The following is a 24,162-nucleotide window of genomic DNA, read 5'->3' as shown; positions in this document are numbered from 1 at the left end:
TCCTTCATGATAAAAAAGGAAATTCAGGTTCGGGTTTGTGCCCCATGATAAGGTCAGCCAGGGCTCGACCAGAGCCTATGCCCATCGTCCATCCCAAGGTGCCATGCCCCGTATTCAGGTACAGGTTGGGGATGGAGGAGCGGCCTATCAGCGGAACATTTGAGGCTGTGGCAGGACGCAGTCCTGACCAGAAAGAAACATTATCAAAATCCAATGCACTTGGGAACAGATCAGCCACGTGCATTAACAAAGCCTGACAACGTGCCGGGTTCAAGCTGCGCGAATAGCCCGACAGCTCGGCGGTTCCGGCAACTCGCAGGCGGTCACCCAAACGGGAAAATACCAGCTTGTTGTCCTTATCGGTCAGGCTCACGGTGGGCGCTCCCTGCGGAACCAGCACCGGAAAGGTGGCCGAATAGCCTTTGGCCGGGTAGACGGGGCAGGCAATGCCCAAGGGCTGCAAGACCGATGGACTGAAACTGCCCATGGCCACCACAAAGGCATCGGCCTGGATAGACTCATAGCCGCCATCCGTCCCGATGACCTCCACCCCAAGCACTCGCCCTTTGGCGGTCAACAAACGGGTGATCTGGGTGGAAAAGCGAAATTCCACCCCGGCGCGCCCGGCCATGGCGGCCAAACCGCAGGCAAACTGGTTGGCATCGCCGGACTCATCGTCCTTGGTGTAGTCGCCCCCCACAATCTGACCACGGGCCGATGCCAGAGCGGGCTCAAGCTGCACCAGCTCGTCCACGCTCATGATACGGCGATCTACGCCCATATCGCGCATGACATCGGCCATTTGCTGGGAATCGTCCAGACTTTGGGCATCCCGGTAAAACGTGATGATGCCTTTTTCCTGATGGCGATAATCAAAATCCAGATCAGGGCGCAACTGCTTGAGCGTGCTGCGGCTATATTCTGCCATGGCCACCAAGGCGCGCACATTGGGCGCAACCCGTCCGGGCAAGCACTCGCGCAAGAAAGACAGGCACCAGCGCCATTGGCGCAGGTCCAAACGCGGACGGAATAGCAAAGGTGCGTCATCCTGCAGCAACCATTTCAGCAGTTTGAGCGGCATTTTCGGGTTGGCCCACGGCTCGGCGTACGAGACCGAGATCTGCCCGCCATTGGCTCGCGAGGTTTCCTGTGCCGGGCCCGTTCCCCGGTCCACAACCACCACCTCGCAACCGTGCTGGCTGAGCCACCAGGCAGTTGATACCCCAATAATGCCGCTGCCCAGAACTGCTACTTTCATGTGTACTGTCCGCTTGTTGAGCTAGTGTTCAAGACGCTTACTTGACGTCTGCCAAGGATGTAAAGGCATCTGCAAAATAATTATCCGGATTCAGGTGAGCCTGCTCCACGAAGTCCTTGCGGGCCGCTTCAACCATGCCCGGCGCGCCACAGGCGTACACCTGCCAGCCCGACAGATCCGGCAAATCAGCCAGTACCGCCTGATGCACAAAGCCCGTGCGGCCTGTCCAGCCATCTTCTGGCTGGGCGTCGGAGATCACCGGAATGAAACGCAAATTGGGCAATTCGCTGGCCCATTTCTCGGCCAATTCGGACTGGTACAGATCCTTGGGCCGACGACCGCCCCAATACAGAGCCACCTCACGCTGGCTCCCGGTTTGAATCAGGCGTTCGATCAACGCCTTGATAGGAGCAAAACCCGTGCCGCTGGCCAGGAAAACCATCGGTGCTGCACTGTCTTCTCGTAGGAAGAAAGAACCCAAAGGTGCTTCCACACGCAGAATCTCGCGCTCTTTCATGGCGGTGACGCCGGCACCAAAGACGTGATCGGTAAACACGCCACCGGGCATGTGGCGGATGTGCAGTTCGACCTGATTATCTTCCCGAGGCGGCGTCGCCATCGAGTAACTGCGACGGCTGCCGTCTTTCAGAATGAACTCCAGATACTGGCCCGGATAGTAGCGAAATGGTTCGGAGGACGGCATTTGCAGACGGACGATCATGACATCATCCCGCACTTTTTCCAGGCCCACTACGCGCGAGGGCATCTTCCGGATCTGGATATCGCTCGCCATGCGAATCTCATGAGACTCGATCAACAGGTCACTGCTGGGCTTGGCCTGACAAAACAGAGTATAGCCAGCAGCAAGATCCTCCTGGCTGAGCAATTGCTCGGGCGCCCGACCGGCATCGTACTGCCCGTCAATAACCTTGCCGCGGCAAGATGAACATGTGCCGTTGCGACAGCTATAGGGCAGGACAATCCCTGCATTCAGCGCGCCATCCAGCACCGACTGGCCAGGCTGTACATCAAAACTATGCCCGCTGGGCTGAACCGTGACTTTGAAACTCATATCCAACACTCTACAAAGAAATCCATCAGGCGGAGGACCAACCTCCGGCGGCAATATACACTCAGGCCAGGTCGGGCCGATGCAGCACGGGCTCGTTCAATTTGAGCGACAGGGTCTTGCCCTTGCCGGCGCGCTTGCCCAGATACATGGCCAGCATATCCAGGTCCATCACAATGGTGGACGCACGCTTGCGATGCACTCCACTGACCGCCAGACCGGTTTCCCCAAAGGCTACCCATTGACTCAGCGTGTCTCCCTCGTTCAGCTTGATCAGCACCGTGCCACGCCCCCCCTTGGACAGGACTTTCAGCTCCTTGATGTCCACGACCAGGAAACGTCCCTGTTCGCTAAGCAGCCCCACATAGAGATCGTCGGGGCGCAAGGCCAGGGGTTTGAGCAGTTTTTTACCCTCTTCAAGCGTAACAAACTGCTTGCCCGCCCGCTGTCGGGTGTTCATATCGCCCTGTGAGGCAACAAAGCCGTAGCCATCGCAGGCTGCCAGCACATAGTTCTGCTCCGGCGCGGCCCCCAAAATGTGCTCGATCGGCGCACTGGGGCTCACATCAATCATGGAGGTAATGGGCTGCCCATCGCCTCGAGCCGAAGGCAGGCTGGAAACGGGCACAGTATAGACCCGTCCATCCGTGCCGATGGCAACCAGATCCGTGGTGCTGCGGCATTCCAGTGCATCGCGCAAGCCATCCCCGGTCTTGAAACTGAACTGCGTGGCATCATGGCCGTGTCCCTGACGCGAACGCAACCACCCTTTGCGCGACACGATGACCGTCACCGGTTCATCAACCACTTTGGTCTCAAGCACGGCGCGCTCGGCCGCTTCAATCAAGGTACGACGATTATCGCCGTAGGTTTTGACGTCCGCCTCGATTTCACGAATCATCAAGCGCTTCAAGGCCTTGGGATCATCCAGAAGCTTTTGCAAGGACTGCTGTTCATCCAGACGCTCTTGCAACTCTTTTTCGATCTTGAAGCCTTCCAGACGCGCCAGCTGACGCAAGCGCATTTCCAGAATGTCGTCCGCCTGACGCTCGCTCAGATCAAAGCGCTCCATCAGCGCAACGCGTGGTTCATCAGACTCACGAATGGTTTGAATGACCTCGTCGACATTCAGATAGACCACCATGCGCCCTTGCAGGACATGAATCCGGTCAGTGACTTTGTCCAGACGGTAGCGGGTACGACGCTCCATCGTATGACGACGAAACTCCAGCCAGTTAAGCAGGATCTGACGCAAAGAGCGCTGGCCGGGGCGGCCATCCGTATCAATACAGACCAGATTGATGGAGACGTTGCGCTCCAGGCTGGTTTGCGCCAGCAAGGTGGTCACGAACTCGTCCCGGTCAATGGTGCGGGATTTGGGCTCGAACACAAGACGCACCGCCGCCTGCTTGCCCGACTCGTCGCGCACGGCATCGAGCATGTTCAGCATCAAGGCCTTGGTTTGCTGCTGCTCGGTGCTCAGCGATTTCTTGCCGGCCTTGACCTTGGGGTTGGTGCGCTCCTCAATCTCCTCGAGAATCTGCTGAGAAGAGCTGCCGGGTGGCAATTCCGTGACAACCAGCTGCCATTGCCCCCGAGCCAGTTCCTCAAACACCCAGCGGGCTCGGGCCTTGATCGAGCCACGACCTTGTGCATACACCGCGGCAATATCAGCAGCGGCAGAAATGATCTGACCACCACCGGCAAAGTCCGGGCCGGGGACGATCTCGTGGATTTCCTGATCGCTCAAATTCGGATTGCGCAACAGGCTGACGCAGGCTTGCGCAACTTCACGCAGATTGTGAGACGGAATCTCCGTAGCCATCCCCACGGCAATGCCCGATGCACCGTTAAGCAGCATGATGGGCAAGCGTGCCGGCAAGGTCACCGGCTCTTTCTGACTGCCGTCATAGTTGGGAATGAAGTCCACCGTCCCTTCGTCCAGCTCATCCAGCAGCAGACGGGAAAACGGGGTCAAGCGTGCTTCCGTATAACGCATGGCCGCAGCATTGTCACCGTCGCGCGAGCCAAAGTTGCCTTGCCCATCCACCAGGGGATAACGCAGCACAAAATCCTGCGCCATACGCACCATGGCGTCATAGGCGGCCTGGTCACCGTGCGGGTGATACTTACCCAGCACATCCCCCACCACACGGGCCGATTTCACGGGCTTGGCCGTTGGGCCCAGGCCCATGGCATCCATCGCGTACAGAATGCGGCGTTGTACCGGCTTCTGGCCATCGGTCAGGTCGGGCAACGCACGTCCGCGTACCACTGAAACGGCGTAATCCAGGTAAGCCTGTTCCGCGTAAGTTGCCAGCGTGATGCCATCGTCCGATCCCGCCGGTTCAAAATCCAATTGATTGCTGTCCATAAATAACTCTTAAGTCGGGCTCAGACGTCCAGATCGGCCAAATTGCCTTTTTCTTCCAACCAGGCACGGCGGGCAGAGGCCTCGCCCTTGCCCATCAGCATGGTGAACATGGCTTGCGTGCCGCTCAAGCCGTCTTCTCCCCAATGCACGGGCAACAAACGACGGGTATCGGGATTCATGGTGGTATCCCACAATTGCTCCGCGCTCATTTCACCCAGCCCTTTAAAGCGGCTGATGCTCCAGGACTCGTTACGTATGCCCTCGTTACGCAGCTTTTCCAAAACCGCATCCAGCTCGCCCTGATCCAGACAGTAAATCTTGCGGGCCGCACGCTTGCCGGCGGCAGGCACGTCGACGCGAAACAGGGGCGGACGCGCCACATAAACGTGACCAGCCTCGATCAGCTTGGGGAAGTGGCGAAAGAACAAAGTCAGCAAGAGCACCTGAATGTGCGAGCCGTCCACGTCCGCATCAGACAGAATGCAGATGCGACCATAGCGCAAACCGGACAAATCCGGCTCGGACTGGGCATCGTGCGGGTCCACGCCGATGGCCACGGAAATATCGTGAATTTCCTGATTGGCAAACAGCCGGTCCCGGTCCACTTCCCAGGCATTGAGCACTTTGCCGCGCAGCGGCAAAATGGCTTGAAACTCCTTGTCGCGGCCCATTTTGGCGGAACCGCCGGCCGAATCACCCTCGACCAGAAACAGCTCCGAATTGTCCAGATCGTGGGACTCGCAATCCGTCAGCTTGCCCGGCAAGACCGCCACGCCCGAACTTTTGCGTTTTTCCACTTTCTGAGCCGAGCGGGTACGGGCCTGGGCCTGACGCACCGCCACTTCAGCCAATTTGCGACCCTGGTCCACATTCGCATGCAAATGCAGTTCCAGTGCGTTGCGCACATAACCACTGACCAGACGCACGGCGTCACGACTATTGAGCTTTTCCTTGATTTGCCCCTGAAATTGCGGGTCCAGCACCTTGGCCGAGAGCACAAAGCTGGCCCGGGCAAACACGTCCTCGGCCTGCAGCTTGACGCCCTTGGGAATCAGACTGTGCAGTTCGGCAAAACTACGCACCGCCTGGTAGAGGCCATCACGCAAGCCCGATTCGTGCGTGCCTCCCGCCGGGGTGGGGATCAGATTGACATAAGACTCACGCACAATCTGGGACTCCAGCGTCCAGGCCACCACCCAGTGGGCTCCTTCACCCGGGGAGAAATTATCGTCATCCTGCGGCGCATACTGGCGGCCCTCGAACAAGGGCACCAACAGCTCCACGCCCTGCATTTCTTCCTGAAGATAGCCGCGCAATCCGTCCTCGTAGCGCCACTGCTGACGCTGGCCGGTCTTTTGCTGCACCAGCTCTACCGTCACCCCCTCCAGCAACACTGCTTTACTGTGCAGGATATGAGTCAGCTGGGCCAGGGGTATCTGAGCGGAGTCGAAGTATTTGGGATCGGGCCAGACGCGCACCCGGGTTCCGGTCTTGCGCTTGCCCACCGTCCCCGTCTGGGTCAGGGGCTGCTGCAGCTCGCCATCGGCAAACACAATCTCATTGGCTTGACCATCCCGCCAGACGAGCACCTCCAGACGGCGCGACAAGGCGTTGGTCACCGATACGCCCACCCCATGCAATCCCCCGGAGAACGCGTAGGCGCCCCCGTTCAGCTTGTCGAACTTGCCCCCCGCATGCAGCCGGGTAAACACCAGCTCCACCACCGGCGCGTTCTCTTCAGGATGCAGACCAACGGGAATCCCCCGCCCGTCATCCTCGACCTGTATGCCGCCATCCTCCAGCAAGGTAACCGTCAAGGTGCGTGCAAAACCGGCCAGCGCTTCATCGGCCGCGTTATCGATGACCTCCTGCACAATGTGCAGGGGATTGTCCGTGCGGGTATACATGGCCGGGCGCTGGCGGACCGGTTCCAGCCCTTTGAGCACCCGTATAGAAGATTCGTCGTAACGTGTAGTAGACAACTTGATTCCCGGTAGATCGTACAGAAAAACGCTATTTTACGAGTGCTTAGGCGCCAATGGGCAAACGCTTTATTGACGCGCACTGCGCGGCGAATGCACATTATCAGGCAGACGCAGTGGTATCCTGTCAAAAATTGGCAACAAGACCGTGGCAAATGGCCGTAGAATACATTGTGCTCAGGTCACGCCACCCGTATAGTTTTTCGTTATCTCTCTTTTTTTGTATCTAGCCATGAGCGACTCCATCAAACACATTACGGACGCCTCTTTTGAGTCTGACGTCCTCAAAGCCGACCTTCCCGTTCTGGTCGATTACTGGGCTGCATGGTGCGGTCCTTGTAAAATGATTGCTCCTTTGCTCGATGAGGCGGCCGAACTGTACAAAGGTCGTGTTATCATCGCTAAGCTCAACGTCGATGAAAATCCCGACACCCCCGCTCAATACGGTGTTCGCGGTATTCCAACGCTCATGCTGTTTAAAGACGGCAAAGTGGCCGAGACAAAAGTCGGCGCACTTTCCAAGTCCCAACTTAGCGCGTTTCTCGACAGCTCCCTGTAATCTCTGATTAACCGCACGCAGGCCCTATGCTGGCCTGCGGTCTGCTGCTGAAAGCCCTTCCCCACACCCATGCACCTGAACGAATTAAAAGCTCTGCACGTCTCGCAGCTGCTAGAAATGGCTGCCACTCTGGAAATCGACAACGCGAACCGCTTGCGCAAGCAAGAGCTGATGTTTGCCATCATGAAAAAGCACGCCAAAAAAGGCGAGCAGATTTTCGGTGACGGGGTGCTTGAAGTCCTGCCTGATGGTTTCGGTTTCCTGCGTTCGCCCGAGACCTCTTATCTGGCCAGCACAGACGATATCTACATTTCTCCCTCGCAGATTCGCCGTTTCAATCTGCACACGGGTGACTCCATCGAAGGCGAAGTGCGTACCCCCAAAGATGGCGAGCGCTACTTTGCCCTGGTCAAGGTGGACAAAGTCAACGGCATGCAGCCCGAGGCCATCAAACACCGCATCATGTTTGAAAACCTGACGCCGCTGCATCCGGACCAGCCCATGCGGCTGGAGCGCGACATCAAAAGCGAGGAAAACATCACAGGTCGTATCCTGGATATCTTCTCGCCTATCGGCAAAGGCCAGCGCGCCCTGATCGTGGCCAGTCCCAAGTCGGGTAAAACCGTGATGATGCAGCACATCGCTCATGCCATCACCACCAATTACCCCGAGGCCACCATGATTGTCCTGCTGGTGGACGAGCGCCCGGAAGAAGTGACCGAAATGCAGCGCACCGTGCGCGGCGAAGTCGTGGCCTCGACCTTTGATGAGCCGGCCACGCGTCACGTGCAAGTGGCCGAGATGGTCATTGAAAAGGCCAAGCGCCTGGTTGAATTGAAAAAAGACGTGGTGATCCTGCTCGATTCCATTACCCGTCTGGCGCGCGCCTACAACACCGTGGTTCCTGCTTCCGGCAAGGTATTGACCGGTGGTGTGGACGCCAATGCCCTGCAGCGCCCCAAACGCTTTTTTGGCGCTGCCCGTAATCTGGAAGAAGGTGGCTCCCTGACCATTATCGGTACTGCCCTGATCGAGACCGGCAGCCGTATGGACGAAGTCATCTATGAAGAATTTAAAGGTACCGGCAACTCCGAAATCCATCTGGAGCGCCGTCTGGCCGAGAAACGCATTTACCCTGCCATCAACCTGAACAAATCAGGCACACGTCGTGAAGAATTGCTGATCAAGCCCGACCTTCTACAAAAGGTCTGGGTTCTGCGCAAATTCATCCATGGGATGGATGAAATTGAAGCCATGGAGTTTATCCTGGACAAAATCCGGGCTACCAAGACCAACTCCGAATTCTTCGACATGATGAAGAAGTAAATCGAACATCCTGCGCAAGCCTCTCTATACGAGAGGCTTGCTTGCGATGGGCGTATGATCGGGTGCATTCCCGTGCATCCATTCTTTCAATCTGCTGAGTTCCACTCGAAATCTCAGTATTGCAAACAGAGTTCGCTTGCAATGAAATCTATCTCTCTAGAACAGTTCCTAGCCAGAGTACAGTCCCGCGACCCTCATCAGCCTGAATTCATGCAGGCCGTACGGGAAGTGATGACCAGCTTGTGGCCCTTCATCGAGAAAAACCCCCAGTACGCCGATCATGGTCTGCTCGAGCGTCTGGTCGAACCCGAGCGCGCTATCCAGTTCCGTATTTCCTGGGTAGATGATCGTGGCCAGGTTCAGGTCAATCGCGGTTTCCGTATTCAGCACAACAATGCCATCGGTCCTTTCAAGGGCGGCATGCGCTTTCACCCTTCGGTGAACTTGTCCATTCTGAAGTTCCTGGCTTTTGAACAAACATTCAAAAACGCGTTGACCACCTTGCCCATGGGCGGCGGCAAAGGCGGCTCGGACTTCGACCCCAAGGGCAAATCAGACGGCGAAGTGATGCGCTTTTGCCAGGCCCTGATCGTTGAGTTGTACCGTCACCTGGGTCCGGACACCGACGTTCCAGCCGGTGATATCGGTGTAGGCGCGCGTGAAGTGGGTTTTATGGCCGGCATGATGAAAAAACTGTCCAACAGCGCGGCCAGTGTGTTCACCGGCAAGGATTTGTGCTTTGGCGGCAGCTTGATTCGTCCCGAGGCTACCGGTTATGGCACCGTCTACTTCGCACAGGAAATGTTGGCTCGCAAAGGCTTGTCCTTTGACGGCATGACCGTGTCAGTGTCCGGTTCGGGCAATGTGGCTCAGTACGCCATTGAAAAATGTCTGGATCTGGGCGCGAAAGTGGTTACCGTTTCCGACTCGCAAGGCTGCGTGGTGGACATGGACGGCTTTACCCGCGAAAAACTGGCTGCCCTGATGCACGTCAAGAACGTTCAGCGTGGTCGTCTGGTGGATTACGCCAAAGAACATGGCCTGCTTTTTGAAGAAGGCAAACGCCCCTGGCATGTGCCGGTCGACATCGCCCTGCCTTGCGCGACTCAAAACGAGCTCGACGGCAAAGATGCTGAAATCCTGATCAAAAATGGTGTGCGTTGCGTGGCAGAAGGTGCCAATATGCCCAGCACGCTGGATGCGGTCGATGCCTTTATTCACGCCAAGATTCTGTACGCTCCCGGCAAAGCCAGCAATGCCGGCGGGGTTGCCGTCTCTGGTCTGGAAATGAGTCAAAACGCCCAGCGCCTGAACTGGACACGTGAACAAGTTGACGCAAAGCTGCACTCCATCATGCGTGACATCCACGAAAATTGTGTGAACTATGGTCAAGAAAATGACTTCATCAACTACGTTAACGGCGCCAATATTGCCGGCTTTGTCAAAGTCGCCAGTGCCATGCGTCATCAAGGCGTTTATTAAGTTTTGCGCCTTGCTCAGTAGTCAAAAAAACCGCCCACAAGGCGGTTTTTTTTATGGCTATCCCAAAGGGGTAGGGTCCGTCGCACATTTGGTAAAGGCCTCAGCCCCGCAACGTACGCTGCTGTGGACCGGCTCTGGTTGTCCACCAAAAACGAACCGCAGAAGGCTCACAACGGCCCATCATTGAAGTCAAGGCTGAAAAATCCCTCCCCGCTCGCAATAATACGGCCCAGTCCACCGAGCCAAAGGCCGATACACCTCCAGATCCACTTTCCCCTTTTCGTCCATCAAGGATGAATCCACATGGAAAGCCAGCACTTCCAGAATATGCAGCTGGTTCACACCTCGCCCCAAATCCACCACCTGATCCAGCTTGCACTCCATCTGCACGGCTGCCCCATCCAGACGGGGCACACACACATGCTGGCTGGGCACGAGATTCATGCCCAACTCCTTTACCTCGCTCTGACCGGGGGGCAAGGCTGCCGCACTGGCATGAACCGCAGCCAGATCAGACTGGCGGCATAACTGCACCACACATTCCTTATTCGCCTGCAAATTACGGGCCGTATCCTTCAGGCTGCCGTCCTCATTGCGGTTGATATTGATCGCCAGCATCGGCGGGCTGTGCGCCACGTAGTTAAAGGAGCTGAAGGGGGCCAGATTCACACTGCCCGACTCCTCCAAACTACAAACCCAGGCAATCGGGCGCGGCACGATCAGGGACGTCAGCAGGCGGTAAGCCATGCTGTCGTCCATGTCCTCACAAGACAGGCTGCGATAGCGGGGTGTCGTGTCAGTCATGTGCATAGGCCGCCTAAATGAAGAGCTGAATGGTGGGCAAATAACCATCCACACTCAACAAGTCCACTCGCTTCTCCACGATCTCCCAGTCCTGATCGACGGCGCGCAAACGGTAGGAGGCAGTAGCCGGCAGAATCTCGGTTTTTTGCTTCTGATACTCCGAATAAATCAGATTGGTGCGCACGCAATAGCAGCCATCCTCGTCAGGATGTTCAGATTGAACACGCGGGTTTTGAATCACGCGCAGACCACGCACGCCGGGCTGCAAGGAAAAGGCACGATGATGCGACAGGCGGTCGATACGCAAGCGCATCAACATGCGGTTTTCCAAAGCAATGCACATGCGTCCGTCGGGGCTTTCCTGCCCGGATTCACCCGGAATCCAGTACAAGCCATCTTGCGCAAACAGCTCGTACCATTCATCAAAACGTCCTTCATCCAGCAAGGCGTTCTCTTGCCATACGAAGTTCTGCAGGCTTTGTTGCAGGTTCGCCGTTTGGTCCAGACGCCGACCTTGCTCCTGGCTTTGCTGCGGATGCACTTGTTGCTGTTGCTGACCTTGCTGGGCAGCCTGCACTTGGCCAATCCGTGGGCCCTGCTCATGCGCTATCCCCATCATTCCTGCTCCTGCTGCTTCATGCCTTGTTTCCAGGCACGGTATTGGTTACGTATGACCCATTCGTTATTGGCATCGTCGAAACTGCCCTTGTCCTGCTCGCGTTCCTGCGCATCGTATTGACGCAGCAGATTCACCCACGGATTGCCTTGGGCTTTCAGGCTGGCTTGCTGGCTCTCGAACAAATGCACATCATCGTGCGCCACCACACTCATGGGCGAATAGACCAGACGGCTATAGCTCAGACCACGATCCAGCATTTCACGCGGTGCCCCTTTGGGTTGAAACACCCACACTTCCAGCAAGGTCCGGTCCACTGCCAAAGGCCGCAGCACACGGATGATCTGCGGCGACCCCTTGGCCGCCATGCTGGGATAAAACACCACATTCTGCGGATTGAAGCCCAGCACCCGACCTGCTTTTTCCTCGCCCCAGGCCTTTTTCATCATGGCCTCATAGCCCGGAATGCCCGAGTAATCGGTATGAATGCTGAACTTGGTGCCCAGAATGCTGTGCCCATTCGGATACGTTTCCACACCCATACGGGAATAGAAGTCATAGCCCGAACCAAAGGGCAGCAATTGCTCCAGCGCGGTAGGGTCTTCTTCCTTGAAGACTTCACCCACCTTGGCTGCCGAGCTGGAAGCGGACTCATGGGTGGAGATGGGATGCACCGTGTCGTTGATGTTCTCCATGTACATCTTCCAGTTGCAGTTGATGACGGTTCGAATCGAACCGCCCGCCACCTGCAACTCCCCTTCCGGAGAACGATCCGCCATATTGTCCAAGGCCTGCAGCACATCACCGAAATACTCTTGCAGGCTGAACCCTTCCTTGCTGAGACGGGCAAACACAAAGCCACGATAGCTTTCCACTGCCCCCGGCGTGGACAGGCCGCCAGCGGCCGGACACTGTGAAAACTCCGTGTTTTCATAGGCATTTTTCAGCGGTACGGCCAGCAACGAGCCATCCAGCTTATAGGTCCAGGCGTGATAGGGACAACGCAGCATCTTGCCCACATTGCCGCTGGATTCGCTGACCAGTCTGGCGCCTTTGTGGGCGCAACGATTCATCACCACCCGCACCGAGCCATCGCTATGACGCAGCATGATGACAGGGCTTTGCGCCAGGGTCACCGAAACATAGTCGCCCGTCTTGGGCACCTGACTTTCATGGCCCACATAGAGCCAGGCACGGCTGAACAGCCGTTCCATTTCAAGTTGAAAAACGTCCTCGTCCAGATAGGCATCCCGATGGACTTGATGATCCTGGGTCAGGCCCGACAAGGCGGCCTCGTTATTGGCATAACTCATAGTGCTTCCTGTAAATACGAGTAAAACGGGATTCAGACCGCCATGGCGGGTACGAGGGCGGGCGCGACCTCACCAGGCATCTGGCGCGGGCCGTCCAGGGGCGCGGGCCAGATCTGGCTGGAGTCGTCTGGCGGCACGCTGCCCAGTAAAACGCGGGTATAGGGGTGCTGCGGATCGGCAAATACCTCTGCGGTATTGCCCTGCTCCACCACTTCGCCGTTTTTCATTACCAGCACCCGTGTACACAGATAGCGGATCACGGACAGATCGTGAGAAATGAACACCACCGCCACGCCCAGTTCTTTATTCAGACGCAACAGAAGATTCAGAATCAAAGCCTGCACCGATACATCGAGTCCCGACACAATCTCATCGGCCACCAGCAAACGCGGCTGCACACACAAGGCGCGGGCGATGTTCACCCGTTGCTTTTGTCCGCCGGACAGCTCCGCGGGGAAACGCAGACCGGCATCCTGGGCAAGGCCGACCTGCTTCATCAACTCGTCCGCTTTCAGGCGGCGCTGCTCCGGTGTCATGCCCGGCTGCAACTCCAGAACCTGCGTAACCAGCTGCTGAACGCTGCGACGTGGATTGAGAGCCGAATCAGGGTCCTGAAACACCATCTGAATCGTCTGCGACAAGGACGCGCCCTGGCCTTTGGCAAACTGCTCCCGGGACTGGCCCTGCACCAGCACTTGCCCACCGCTGGGCTGCAGCAAACCCACCATCAAACGGGCGACGGTACTCTTGCCACTGCCACTTTCGCCCACCACACCGACCATCTCGCCGGGACGTACGCTCAAGGACAGGGGCCGCAAGGCATACATCAGGCTGCGGCGACCATTGCGCGTCACTCGGTAGCTGCGCTCCACATTCTGAAACTCCACCAATGGGGCCAACTCTTCAGACGGCGCTTGCGGCAAGACATGCAACTGGCCTTGCGCCGCCACATCACCCGTCATGCAGGGACCGGCACAACTTACCCAGTGGCCTGGCTTGACCGCTGCCAACGCGGGCGCACGTTGTTCACAGCTTGCATTTCGAGTAGGACAACGCCGCGCAAAACGACAGCCGGGCAAATCCCGCATGTCTTTCAAACCCGGCATGATGTCAGCCAAAGAAGGCAAGGCATACAAGGGGCCATTCAAGGCCGGCGTCGCATTTTTCAAGGCCCAGGAATACGGATGCAAGGGCATGTCCAGAACATCGGCGGCAGGACCTTGCTCAACCACATCTCCGGCGTACAACACGGCGACCTCGTCACAGACATGGGCGGCCATGCGCAAGTCATGCGTAATCAAAATTACGGCAGTTTGGTGACGCTGCTGAACCTCACGCAAAATCCGGATAATTTGCGCTTGGGTAATCACATCCAGGGCTGTAGTGGGTTCGTCGGCCACAATCAGTTCGGGGTCGCCGGAAAAGGCCATGGCAATCAAGATACGCTGACACTGCCCTCCAGAAAGCTCATGGGCATAGCGTCCCAGCATGGACGGCGGATCAGGCAGCCCCACTTCATGCAGACGCTCCAGGCAGTATTGTTCACGCGATGCACGAGGAATACCCAGTCGAGCCAGGTGCTCGAACATTTGCTGACGTATGGTCAGCACCGGATTTAACGAGGACAAGGGTTCCTGCGGGACAAAGGCCACTTTGCGACCCAGCAGGCGGCGCATTTGTGCGCCCGTCACCACCGAGCCCTGAAAACAGACCTGCCCCGAGGACAAACGCAGATTGCTGGGCAACATGCCCGAGATCACCCGCCCTATCATGCTCTTGCCTGCACCAGACTCTCCGACCAGCCCCAAGGTACGACCTGCCTGCACCGCAAACGACACCTTGCGCAACAGCTCTACCGACTGCCCCTGTACCGGCACCGAGACACTGACTTGCTTGAATTCAATCACCGGCACGCTCATCAGTGTGCTCCCCGTTGCTTGAGCCGAGGATCGAGCGTGGTACGCAAGCCATCACTCAGCAAATTAAAACCCAGCACTGCAAACACAATGCCGATCACAGGCGCCATCAGTCCCCAGCCCGCCTGATAAATCTGGTCACGGCCATCGGCCAGCATCACTCCCCAGGCCACCACATCCGAAGGAACAGAGAGCCCGACAAAGCTCAGAATAGCTTCGACCACAATGGCCACCCCCATCTGCAGACTGAACAGGGTCACGATCAAGGGCGCCACGCTGGGCAGCACTTCGCGCAGCATGATACGCAGGTGCGAAAAACCCAGCAGATGTGCCGCATACACATAGTCACGCTGGCGCACCACCAGAACCTCGGCCCGGACCACGCGATAAAAACGGGTCCAGTCCACCAGCACCACAGCCAGAATCACATTGAACAAACCGGTTCCCAGACCGACCATCAGCATCATGGAAAACACCACGGGCGGAAAAGCCATCCACAACACGACCAGGGAACTGACACCCCGATCGAACCAGCCGCCCAGGTAGCCGGCCAAGATCGCCAGCACCGTACCCAGAATCATCGTGCCAGTTGCTGCCGTCACGGCAACCTGAAAGGCCACGCGACTGCCATAAATCAGCCGGGACAAAATGCAACGCCCCAGGCCATCCGTGCCCAAGGGGTACTGAGCCAACCCGCCTTCCTGCCAGGCCGGGGGCAAGAGTGTGGCCAGCAGATCCTGGGCATTGGGATCATTAGGCGCCAACAGAGGGGCAAACAAGGCCACCAGCGAGAAGATCAGAACCAGGACGCCGCCAATCAGCACCTTGGGATGGGCCAGCACCGGCCGCAGCCGCGCCTGCCAGAAAGAAGGTGAATGCGTGCTCATGCAGACCTCAAACGTGGATTCATAACGCTGTACAAACCATCGACACAGAAGTTGACGACCAGCACCATCAGACAGAACACCAGGGCCACCCCCTGAATCAGGGGAAGGTCATGGTTCTTGATGGCTTGCACCATCAGATTGCCGATGCCGGGGAAAGAGAAAATGACTTCGATCAGCAAGGTGCCGCCAAACAGAAAACCAAACTGCACCCCAATCAAGGTCAAAGTGGGCAGCGCCGCATTCTTGAGCATATGCCCCAGCAACACCCGCCACTCCGGTACACCGCGCAAACGCGCAACGTTCACGTACTGGCTGGTAGCCGTCTCGATCAGGCTGGAGCGCAGCACGCGAATCACAATGGGGCTAAATGCCAGCGCCAACGCCAAGGCCGGCAAGAGCAGATGGGAAAAGGCATCCCACCAGGCTTGCCATTGCCCCCGCAACAGCAGATCAAGCAAAAGAAAACCCGTGCCGCCGTCCACCACGGGCGTGCCTTCCATGCGCCCCATAAAAGGCAGCACCGGAAACAGCACGCCAAACACCACGATCAAAATGATGCCCCACAGAAAAGAGGGGACGGACAAGAGCAAGACCAGCACAAAATCGGCCACGAACTCGATCTTCTTCTTATCCAGCAGATACAACACAATGCCGCCGGGAATCGAGATCAACAAGGCCATCAGCAAGCTGACACCGACCAGCTCCAAAGTGGGTGGCAAAGCCTGGGCCAGCAAGCCAGTCACCGGCTGATGAAAGAAGATGGAGTTACCCAGATTGCCGCGAAACACACCGCTCAACCAAACCTGGTACTGGTGCAAGGCCGAGCCATCCATGCCCAGCTCGACACGCAGCGCCTGCGCATCGGCCTCGGTCGCCGAAGGCGGCAGCATCATGCCCAGCGAATCTGCTGGAATGACGCGCAGCATGAAGAACACAATCATGGACAGCACAAACGCCGTCACCAGCACGAAGACGAGCTTGCGCGCCATCAGGAAGCAAACGTTTTTCATGAAAAGAACCGCAGGAGAAAATACGTCCGGGGGGAGCCCGGTAGGTCACCCCACCGCCTGAGGCTGCGGGGTGCATGAACGGTTTACTGCCAGGAATACTCTTGCGGCAGAATGTAGCCGGTCTGATAGGTATTGAGCTTCAGGCCCTTCTTGTAGGCAATGGTGGAAATGGACTGCAGGACCGGTAGGCTCCATGCTTGTTGGGCCGCTTCGCGGTTCAAGGCCTGATAGCCCGCTACGCGTTTTTCCTCGTCCATCTGGCGATTCAGCTCATCAAGCGTGCCTGCCAGACGCTCCTCCTTCCAGGTGGAAAACCGCAGACGCGGGTCCAGAATACGGCCGGTAAAAATTTCCGGATCACCGGTGGCATTGGCCCAGCTATAGAGCATCACCCCCGTCAATTTGGACGAATGGCTCAGCTCCAAATACTTGGCCACGGTAATTTCCTCCACGGTGGTCTGCACGCCAATCTGGCTCCACATCTGCGCCACCGCACGGGCAAGGTCATAATCCGAGGGGAAGGTGTTATTGGTGGAATACAAGGTAATGGTCAACGGGTTTTGCGTGCTGTAGCCCGCTTTGGCCAGTTCCTCAACCGCCGCTTTCTTGTCGAAAGGAATGTTCAGATCAGGTACATCTCCGGGCGAGCCCTTGGTGGCCAGAACCGACAAGGGCTGGGCGACATTTTTGTAGAAGGCACGGGACAGGCCGGCCTTGTCGATTGCCATGTTCATGGCACGACGCACATGCACATCCTTGAAGCTGTCTACATAGCTGGGCATTTGCAAAATGTAGATCTCGCTATAGGGGTAGACCTTGGCTTCCAGCTTGGGATTCTTTTCCAGACGGCTGATTTCGCGCACCGGAATCTGAACCGAGACATCTGCCCGACCCGACTCAACCGCTGCGACGCGCGCTGAAGAGTCCGGCACAATTTCAAACACGACCTGCTTCAAGTCGGGCGCGCCTTGCCAGTAGTCCTCAAAGGCTTCCAGCGTGATGCGGGAACCCCGCTGATAATCGCTCAGCTTGTACGGGCCTGCGCCAATCGGACGCTTCAGGAATTGCTCCTCCCCGACCTTTTCGAAATAGGCTTTGGGCAGGATATAGGCCGACAAAAAGGCCAAACCTTTGGGAGCCGTTGGGGTGGGCGAGCTGAAATGGATAATCGCTTCCAGCGGGCCGGTCACCTCCACCGACTTCAAGGTGGGCAGCATGCCATTCAGTGCCAGGGTTTTCTTGTTGATCGCACGATCAAAGGTGAACTTCAAATCTTCGGCCGTCATATCGCTGCCGTCATGGAATTTCACCTTGTCGCGCAGCTTCACCTTCAAGGCCTTGCCTTGCTCATCCACCCATTCCCAGGACTCAATCAGGCGTGGTGCCACCTGCAAGTCGTCACCCACAAACAGGGGGGAGTCAAACACGGCCTTGTAAATCGACTGACCAGCAGGAAAAGTGACCGAAGTCGGATCCCAGGAGGGAATATCCACGGGGAACGCAATTTTCAACTCGCTTCCCGCTGCCTGGCTGGCCGCTCCCCACCCCATCATCAAGGCCGCTCCCAAGGCCAGGCCCATCACGCTTTTTCGCAACGCTTTCACCATTTGTCCCCTTTTGTTATGACTTCATTCCAGCGTCAATCCGCCTCGCAAAAAGTATATAGTTTATTCTTAAATTAAATGGATAATGGTTTTCCCTATAATTTATTTTCTTTAATATCAATCTATTATCAGAAAACAAAACAATATACTTTTTATGAAAAATGACTAAATTTAGAGACAGATTGAACTGGGATACGGCTCAGGGCCAGATTTTGGATGCCGATCGGCGCTACGTGATGCTGCGTGCCGACGTGTTGATGGGGCTGTTTCGCCGGCTGGATGAGCCCGCTCGCACACAGGCGCTGGACGCCTTGGGACAGGCTGTCAGGGAGCAAGGCGGTTTGTCCGCCAAGGCCTACTGGGAAGCTATCCATCACGACCCGCAGGCTTTGCTCGACAGCATTGCCCACATCTCGGCACAACTGGGCTGGGGAAACTGGGATATTCAAACGCAGCGCACAGGCGGTTTACAGGTCCGCGTGACAAACAGCCCCTTTGCCAAAGGATTTGGCGCCCATGATCGGCCCCTGTGCCGGCCTATCGTTGGTATGCTTACAGCCGTCGGCCAACTGATTTACGATCAGCACGTCCAGGTGCAGGAGAAACACTGCTATGCACAGGGACGGCACGTCGACTGCCTGTTCACCGTCTTGCCCAAATCCAATGAGTAAAAACCAGCCTGCCGCCCCCAAACTGAACATACGCCAGCAGGTCTACAAACACCTGCGCAGCCGCATGCGCAGTGGTGACATCCGCTATGACGATCGCCTGGTCGACCACGAAATTGCAGCTGAGCTGCAGGTCTCACGCATGCCTGTGCGCGAAGCCTTGCTGCAACTGACCAACGAAGGGCTGTTGGAAGGCACCTCGCGCGGCTTCATGCTGCGGCGCTTCACCCCGGCTGATATTGCGCAGATTTTTGAAATACGGATGTTGCTGGAGCCTGAAGCGGCTGCCGCTGCCTGCCTGCAAGCCAGTCTGGAGGGGCTAGCCCTGATGAACAAGGCCGCCAATGCAGCCGAAAAAGCCCATGCCGCGGCAGACCCCATGCAATACATGATTGCCAACGATGCGTTTCGGGAAGGCTGGATCACCCTGTGCCCCAACCCGCACTTGAGCACCATGATTCTGCGTCTGAGCGATCACGTGGAAGCCGTGCGTCTGGCCACCTTGCGCGATACACGCTATCGGGAGCTATCCATGCAGGCAACCCGTGGCATCCTGCAATCCTTTCTGGACAAGAACCCGGAACAGGCGCGCGAGCATGTACGCACGAACCTGCGCCATGCGTCCATGAGCTATTACGCAACATTGGATGAAATGCTGGAGCGTCAGGCGGGTTAGGCATCCCGCCGCCGGTGCCTGCCCGGTGATCAGGGCTGCGCTTTCTGTTCCACCGCCGCTGCAATAGCCTTGCCAATCGTGGCGATGGCCGCGTTGCGCTCATCCATAGAAGCCTGGGTTTCCGTAATGTAGACGGCAGCCACCAGCGGCGCGCGTTCAGGGGGCCACATCACCGCCACGACACCGCGTGTGCCGTAAGCCGCTGCCCCGGTTCGGTCCGCCACCGCCCAGCGTTCAGGGACGCCAGCCCGCAACAAGGGTCCACCCACTTCGTTACGACGTAGCCAGCCAATCAGCTGATCGCGGCCCGCTGCTTTCAGTGCATCGCCCAGGGCCAGACGATGCAAGGTCTGCACCATGGCATAAGGGCTGGTCGTGTCACGCGGGTCGCCGGGCGCGGCTTCATTCAAGCTGGGCTCATTGCGATCCAGACGCGTCACCGTATCGCCCACGCTGCGCAGGAAAGAAGTGACGGCCGCGGGCCCGCCAAGAATCTCCAGGACCCCATTGGCAGCCGTGTTGTCGCTGTTGCGCATCGTGATCGCACATAATTGATCCGCCGATATCTGCTCACCCACCCGATCTTTGGTAGTGGGGGCATAAGACTGGACAGCCTCCTGCCTGACCCGCCAGGCCGCCTTCATGGCGCCTGGCCCTCGGGCCAGCAAAGCCGCACAGATCACCAGCTTGCTGGTGCTGGCCATGGGAAATCGTTCATTGGCCCGGTACTGCCATACATGCCCGTCCGCCGTATCGAGCACCGCCAAACCGACACGAGCGCCTAAGGATTGTTCGAGCATTTGCGCAGTCTGCACGACAGAGTGAGGACTGGCTGCCGCCCCCTTGAAAACCCATCCTGCCAAAAACAGCAAGGCTCCACATTGCTTCAGTCTTCTCACGCGCATCGGCCTGCCCTACAAAAACCAGCTCACACGAGGGAAACGGCCCCAAAAACCATCGCCAGGCTTACCGGGCACCGTGCCGGGCACCTGGAAAGCCGATCGTGGCAATCAAGGCTCAATCCGGGGCTGCTTGTCTTTTCCAGCCGTATTCACAGCCGGGGCGTCCAGCTCTTTGAGCTGGGGATCATCTACCTTGCCGCTCACTGCATAAGTGACGGACAAGTGACTGCTCATCGGCACCTGCATCAACCACTGGGTCAGCATGGCCCCTACCCCCACCATCGGATTGACAGCAAAGTACGCCGCAATTGCTGCCCCGCTCATGTCCAGATTCGGGCTGACCACCGCAATCAGATCCAGGGTTTCATCCTTGATGTCGATCCAGCCTTTCAGCTTGATCTCCCCGGCTGGCCCCTTAATCTGGTAATTGTCCAACTCCAGCTTGCCCTGAGACAGATTCATGCGTCCGGTGAGACTATCAAAAGCAAAACCGTCTTTCACCGCCCCGAACAAATCCAGGTCAAGCCGGCTCAGGCGCGAGATGGACTGCAAGCTGAGCAACTCCAACAGTTTTGCCGAGCGTGAGTTCAAACTGATAAAGCGCCCTTTTTTCAGGTCCACGTTAAACTGGCCGCTGATATTGCGCTTGTCGCGCGACCAGGGGAAATCGCTCCAGAACAAGGCGGCCTGTATGGTCCCGTCCCCATTCTTGATCGACTCGGTCAGCAAGCCACTCACATCCACAAACTCACCCAGATTAACCACCTGACTATTGGCAATCAGCTCCAGACCGCGCTGGGGCCCGCGCAAGGCCAGGGAACCCGAGCCCTGCAAATGCATGCCCTGAGCGCTAAGCGAAAAAGTCTCCAGCCGCCACGTCGCCCCGGCGCCCGCCGGCTTACCCATGGCTTGCAAGGTGCCAAACCGTATGCCCTGAATCTGCAGGTCATCCACCTTTAGCGAGATAGCCGGCAGGCTCAAATCATCATCCGTCGGCACATCGGCATCGGGCCACGCCCAATCGGGCCGCTGACCATCAATATGCAAATGGGAAAAATGGGCGTTAAACAAACCGGTATAACGACCATCACGATGCTGCGCCTGCACCTGCCCCTGGGCCTGCCGGGCCTTCAAGCGCAGGGACACCCTGCCTGCAGCATCCTCGGTGCTTTGCAGCTCCAGCTGATCCAGCCTCTGTCCCCGTAACCATGCCTGGTCTGCATTCAGCTGCACCCGTTCCAGCAAGGGCAGCAAAGGACGAGCGGAAGGGGCCACGGGACTGCCATCCAGATTCTGGCCAAACTCCTGAACCACCTGTTCCCACGCATCCAGATCCATACGATCGTAGCGACTACGCAGTTCCAGACCACGTCGAGGCCATGTCACCCATTCTGGCGTTCCCATGCTGCCACTGTGGAAGTAGCTGCCCTGGCGCGAGCCTTGAGCGTGGAGCAAATTGAGCAAAAAGGTCTGCCTGTCTCTCAGACTGATCTGCAAGCGATCCATTTTGGCGGCAGAATCACTGCTCCAGTCCGCTTTCAATTGGGCTGCCCGTTCAGCCGGCTTCTGAAAAGGTTCGGGCAAATTCAATGCCAGCCCCTTCAGGTCGGACTCTGCCCCCAAGGAAAACGCTCCCTTGGCATCCAGTTTCATCAGCACGTTATAGGCTGTCTGACCCTGCAGACGCTGCAAGCCTTTCAACCCCAGATACTGCTCCAGGCCTTGCGAGGTCAGGGTGCCGCTCAGGCGCAGGCCAGGCCTACCTGGCTCCAGTATTCCCTGGATCTGCGCATCTCCTCCCAGCAGCCTGCCCGTCAAGGTCTGGGCGCTGACCCCCTTCTCATTAAAGGCCAACTCCCCTTTCAATGCCGTCAAAGGGGGAGCCTCGGGCATGAACTGAAACTTGCCATCCTTCATCTGGATCAGGCCCTGGACCTGCGCATCGTCGGCATTGTCCAAAGGAATCTGCAATGTGATGGGCACCGTCCAGTCTCCCATCACCCGGCTGTCAGCCAGCAACCCATCTAACAGATCATTCAAGGGAGACTGATGCACCAAGGCCAGATAACTGCCGGCCGGCGCCTGCGACACCCCTTCCAGGGTCAAGACACTGTCTTGCTCCAGGGAGCGAATGTGGGTCTGAATATCACGCATGACGATATCCTGCTGCTGGGCAATAGGCATGCGAGCCTGCTGCGCCAGAATATCCAGATTGTCGTTATGCATGCGAATGCTGCCCTGCACGCCTTCCAGCCGAGGCCAGGCCAGACGCTGGGGGCGGGCCGGCTGATAATCCACAATCCCCTTATCCAGCGCACCGGCCACTTCAAACTGACCATCCTCCGGATTCAGACCGTAGGGAAAGGTATCCAGCCCGCCCCGTAGCCGAATCGTGCCCTGGGTGACAGCGCCTTGCACCAGCCCCGCCTGCATCCATTCACGCGCCAGAGGATTCACCGTCAAGGGCAGATAGTTCACTAAAGCGGCCAGATTCAGGTACTGGAATTGCCCTGTCCAATCCGCCACACCGGCCTCAAACTGGCCGTCCTCACGCCAGTTGCCGGACAGTTGCGCATCCAGATCCGCATTGCGCACATTTACCATCATCGTATTCAGGCCCAGTCTGGCCAGCTCATCGCGATGTGCTGTGCCCTGCGCTTTTAGCTGATCCACACCCACATGCTGAGCAAACAGGTCTGGTATCCGCAAGCCCAAGCCATCCATCGTCACCGCCCACTGCACATCGTCACTGGCTTTGCCCTGGACCAAGGCCTGCATATCGCTCAGGCTGCCTTCCAGCTCCACAACGGCATGCTCCAGCTGGACCCGCTCCTCATGCTCGGTGCGCACGGCAAGATCACGCAGTTGAGCCAACAGTTGCATCTGAATGGACGGGGCCGCGTCGGCTTGGCTGGCTTGGGCATGCAGATCCACCCAAGCCCTGTCCAGAGCCGCAGGGATGTCCAACCAGGGACGCAAGGCCGGCGTATCCACTGCCTTGGCCTGCACCGTCATTTCCCAGGGCAAGCCCATCACGTCCACATGCTCGGGCAAACGACGCTGGCCTTGCACCCGCAAGGCCAGGGCGACGGACTCGCCCAGATTGGTCGGCAAGGCAGTGGCCAGACTGACCTCATGCCAGCCCTGGCGATAGCCGATCTGCAGTTCAATGGACGGCAGATTCAAGGCCGGTGCGCCCCGCAAATCATCCTGCCATTGCAAGGAAGTACCCTGGATACGAACGCCCCGCTGTTGCAGCAGCCAACGAACCGGACCTTGCCAGGCCTGGGGGCTGGTATCGACGCTATCGTCGTTCATATCCAGCCTTTGTCCCATCACCAGAATCTGGCCTTGGGAATCGCGCCGTATGGGTATGGTCAAACCCTGCACATCGAGCTGGCGCAGCTGCAGCGACCCGCTAAAGAGCGACTTCCAGCTGATGACGGCCTGCAAGCTGGGCAACTGCAACATAGGCGCCTGGCCCGGTTCGGCCACGGACAGCTGGGTTATGGACAGATGCGGGTTCCAGCCCTGCCAGCTGCCTTTTAACTCGTGCATCTGGACGTGCAGGCCGGTTTGCTCGGTGATTTTCTGCTCCAGATACGGACGCAGATTATCCAGTTGGGGAACGAGCAGGTAGCGCACGCCAACCAGGCCCAGCATCAGCGCAAAATAGAGCAATAGCGCCAGTCGCACAAGCCCTCGAACTACCATGC

The 24,162-nt window shown here is 57.7% G+C and carries 18 protein-coding genes; 5 read left to right on the top strand and 13 right to left on the bottom strand.

All coding sequences use genetic code 11. The features are described 5' to 3' along the window. Positions 1 to 4: 4 nt before the first annotated feature. From V6936_RS02670 to V6936_RS02655, 4 genes are all read right to left on the bottom strand, one after another. Entirely contained in the window at positions 5 to 1,258 is a 1,254-nt protein-coding gene (locus tag V6936_RS02670; protein WP_003799284.1) for a D-amino acid dehydrogenase, read from the bottom strand. 37 nt (positions 1,259 to 1,295) lie between these two features. Then, the gene (locus V6936_RS02665) at positions 1,296 to 2,330 is read right to left on the bottom strand and encodes a 2Fe-2S iron-sulfur cluster-binding protein (protein ID WP_059318842.1); all 1,035 of its coding nucleotides are present in this window, start codon (positions 2,328 to 2,330) and stop codon (positions 1,296 to 1,298) included. A 61-nt stretch (positions 2,331 to 2,391) separates the two neighbouring features. Then, entirely contained in the window at positions 2,392 to 4,701 is a 2,310-nt protein-coding gene (gene parC, locus V6936_RS02660) for a DNA topoisomerase IV subunit A (RefSeq protein ID WP_003799280.1), read from the bottom strand. 20 nt (positions 4,702 to 4,721) lie between these two features. Then, a complete protein-coding gene (locus V6936_RS02655) occupies positions 4,722 to 6,683 on the bottom strand; it encodes a DNA topoisomerase IV subunit B (protein WP_039942892.1) in 1,962 nt (653 codons plus the stop codon). A gap of 232 nt (positions 6,684 to 6,915) precedes the next feature. On the opposite strand from V6936_RS02655, the gene trxA reads away from it, so the two are divergent. From trxA to gdhA, 3 genes are all read left to right on the top strand, one after another. Then, complete coding sequence (trxA, locus tag V6936_RS02650; RefSeq protein WP_003799275.1) at positions 6,916 to 7,242, top strand: thioredoxin TrxA; 327 nt, start codon at positions 6,916 to 6,918, stop codon at positions 7,240 to 7,242. Positions 7,243 to 7,311: 69 nt separating this feature from the next. Beyond that, positions 7,312 to 8,568 carry a transcription termination factor Rho gene (rho, locus tag V6936_RS02645; protein WP_003799272.1) on the top strand — a complete coding sequence of 419 codons (1,257 nt, stop codon included), beginning with the start codon at positions 7,312 to 7,314 and terminating at the stop codon, positions 8,566 to 8,568. A gap of 141 nt (positions 8,569 to 8,709) precedes the next feature. Then, on the top strand, positions 8,710 to 10,050 hold the full coding sequence (gene gdhA, locus V6936_RS02640) for an NADP-specific glutamate dehydrogenase (RefSeq protein WP_003799268.1): 1,341 nt from the start codon (positions 8,710 to 8,712) through the stop codon (positions 10,048 to 10,050). 189 nt (positions 10,051 to 10,239) lie between these two features. On the opposite strand, the gene V6936_RS02635 is transcribed toward gdhA, so the two are convergent. From V6936_RS02635 to V6936_RS02605, 7 genes are all read right to left on the bottom strand, one after another. Beyond that, complete coding sequence (locus V6936_RS02635; RefSeq protein ID WP_003799267.1) at positions 10,240 to 10,854, bottom strand: flavin reductase family protein; 615 nt, start codon at positions 10,852 to 10,854, stop codon at positions 10,240 to 10,242. Positions 10,855 to 10,867: 13 nt separating this feature from the next. Next, positions 10,868 to 11,473, bottom strand: coding sequence for an aromatic-ring-hydroxylating dioxygenase subunit beta (locus V6936_RS02630; protein ID WP_051010384.1), 606 nt, complete (start codon positions 11,471 to 11,473; stop codon positions 10,868 to 10,870). Beyond that, on the bottom strand, positions 11,470 to 12,783 hold the full coding sequence (locus tag V6936_RS02625) for an aromatic ring-hydroxylating dioxygenase subunit alpha (RefSeq protein ID WP_003799263.1): 1,314 nt from the start codon (positions 12,781 to 12,783) through the stop codon (positions 11,470 to 11,472). The genes V6936_RS02630 and V6936_RS02625 overlap by 4 nt, the downstream gene beginning before the upstream one ends. Positions 12,784 to 12,815: 32 nt before the next feature. After that, entirely contained in the window at positions 12,816 to 14,702 is a 1,887-nt protein-coding gene (locus V6936_RS02620) for a dipeptide ABC transporter ATP-binding protein (RefSeq protein ID WP_059318841.1), read from the bottom strand. Continuing rightward, positions 14,702 to 15,586 (bottom strand): ABC transporter permease subunit, encoded by an 885-nt coding sequence (locus V6936_RS02615; protein WP_059318840.1) that lies wholly within the window; start codon positions 15,584 to 15,586, stop codon positions 14,702 to 14,704. Before V6936_RS02615 ends, V6936_RS02620 begins: the two co-directional genes overlap by 1 nt. Further along, on the bottom strand, positions 15,583 to 16,596 hold the full coding sequence (locus V6936_RS02610; protein ID WP_059318839.1) for an ABC transporter permease: 1,014 nt from the start codon (positions 16,594 to 16,596) through the stop codon (positions 15,583 to 15,585). The genes V6936_RS02615 and V6936_RS02610 overlap by 4 nt, the downstream gene beginning before the upstream one ends. 83 nt (positions 16,597 to 16,679) lie before the next feature. Continuing rightward, entirely contained in the window at positions 16,680 to 18,203 is a 1,524-nt protein-coding gene (locus tag V6936_RS02605; RefSeq protein WP_003799254.1) for an ABC transporter substrate-binding protein, read from the bottom strand. A 158-nt stretch (positions 18,204 to 18,361) separates the two neighbouring features. Between V6936_RS02605 and V6936_RS02600 the strand changes: the two genes are divergently transcribed. After that, positions 18,362 to 18,871: a 4-vinyl reductase gene (locus tag V6936_RS02600; protein ID WP_235587730.1), complete on the top strand. Its 510-nt coding sequence runs from the start codon at positions 18,362 to 18,364 to the stop codon at positions 18,869 to 18,871. After that, positions 18,864 to 19,544 carry a GntR family transcriptional regulator gene (locus tag V6936_RS02595; RefSeq protein WP_003799251.1) on the top strand — a complete coding sequence of 227 codons (681 nt, stop codon included), beginning with the start codon at positions 18,864 to 18,866 and terminating at the stop codon, positions 19,542 to 19,544. The genes V6936_RS02600 and V6936_RS02595 overlap by 8 nt, the downstream gene beginning before the upstream one ends. A gap of 29 nt (positions 19,545 to 19,573) precedes the next feature. On the opposite strand, the gene bla is transcribed toward V6936_RS02595, so the two are convergent. Both bla and V6936_RS02585 read right to left on the bottom strand, forming a co-directional pair. Beyond that, positions 19,574 to 20,344 carry a class A beta-lactamase gene (gene bla, locus V6936_RS02590; RefSeq protein WP_336579335.1) on the bottom strand — a complete coding sequence of 257 codons (771 nt, stop codon included), beginning with the start codon at positions 20,342 to 20,344 and terminating at the stop codon, positions 19,574 to 19,576. A gap of 210 nt (positions 20,345 to 20,554) precedes the next feature. After that, complete coding sequence (locus V6936_RS02585; RefSeq protein ID WP_336579334.1) at positions 20,555 to 24,160, bottom strand: YhdP family protein; 3,606 nt, start codon at positions 24,158 to 24,160, stop codon at positions 20,555 to 20,557. Between the last annotated feature and the right edge of the window lie 2 nt (positions 24,161 to 24,162).

The organism is Alcaligenes sp. CHO6, from assembly GCF_037120595.1.
Taxonomy (GTDB): domain Bacteria; phylum Pseudomonadota; class Gammaproteobacteria; order Burkholderiales; family Burkholderiaceae_B; genus Alcaligenes; species Alcaligenes ammonioxydans.
The sequence above is the reverse complement of the archived record's forward strand: the minus strand, read 5'-3'. Positions and strand labels throughout refer to the sequence as shown.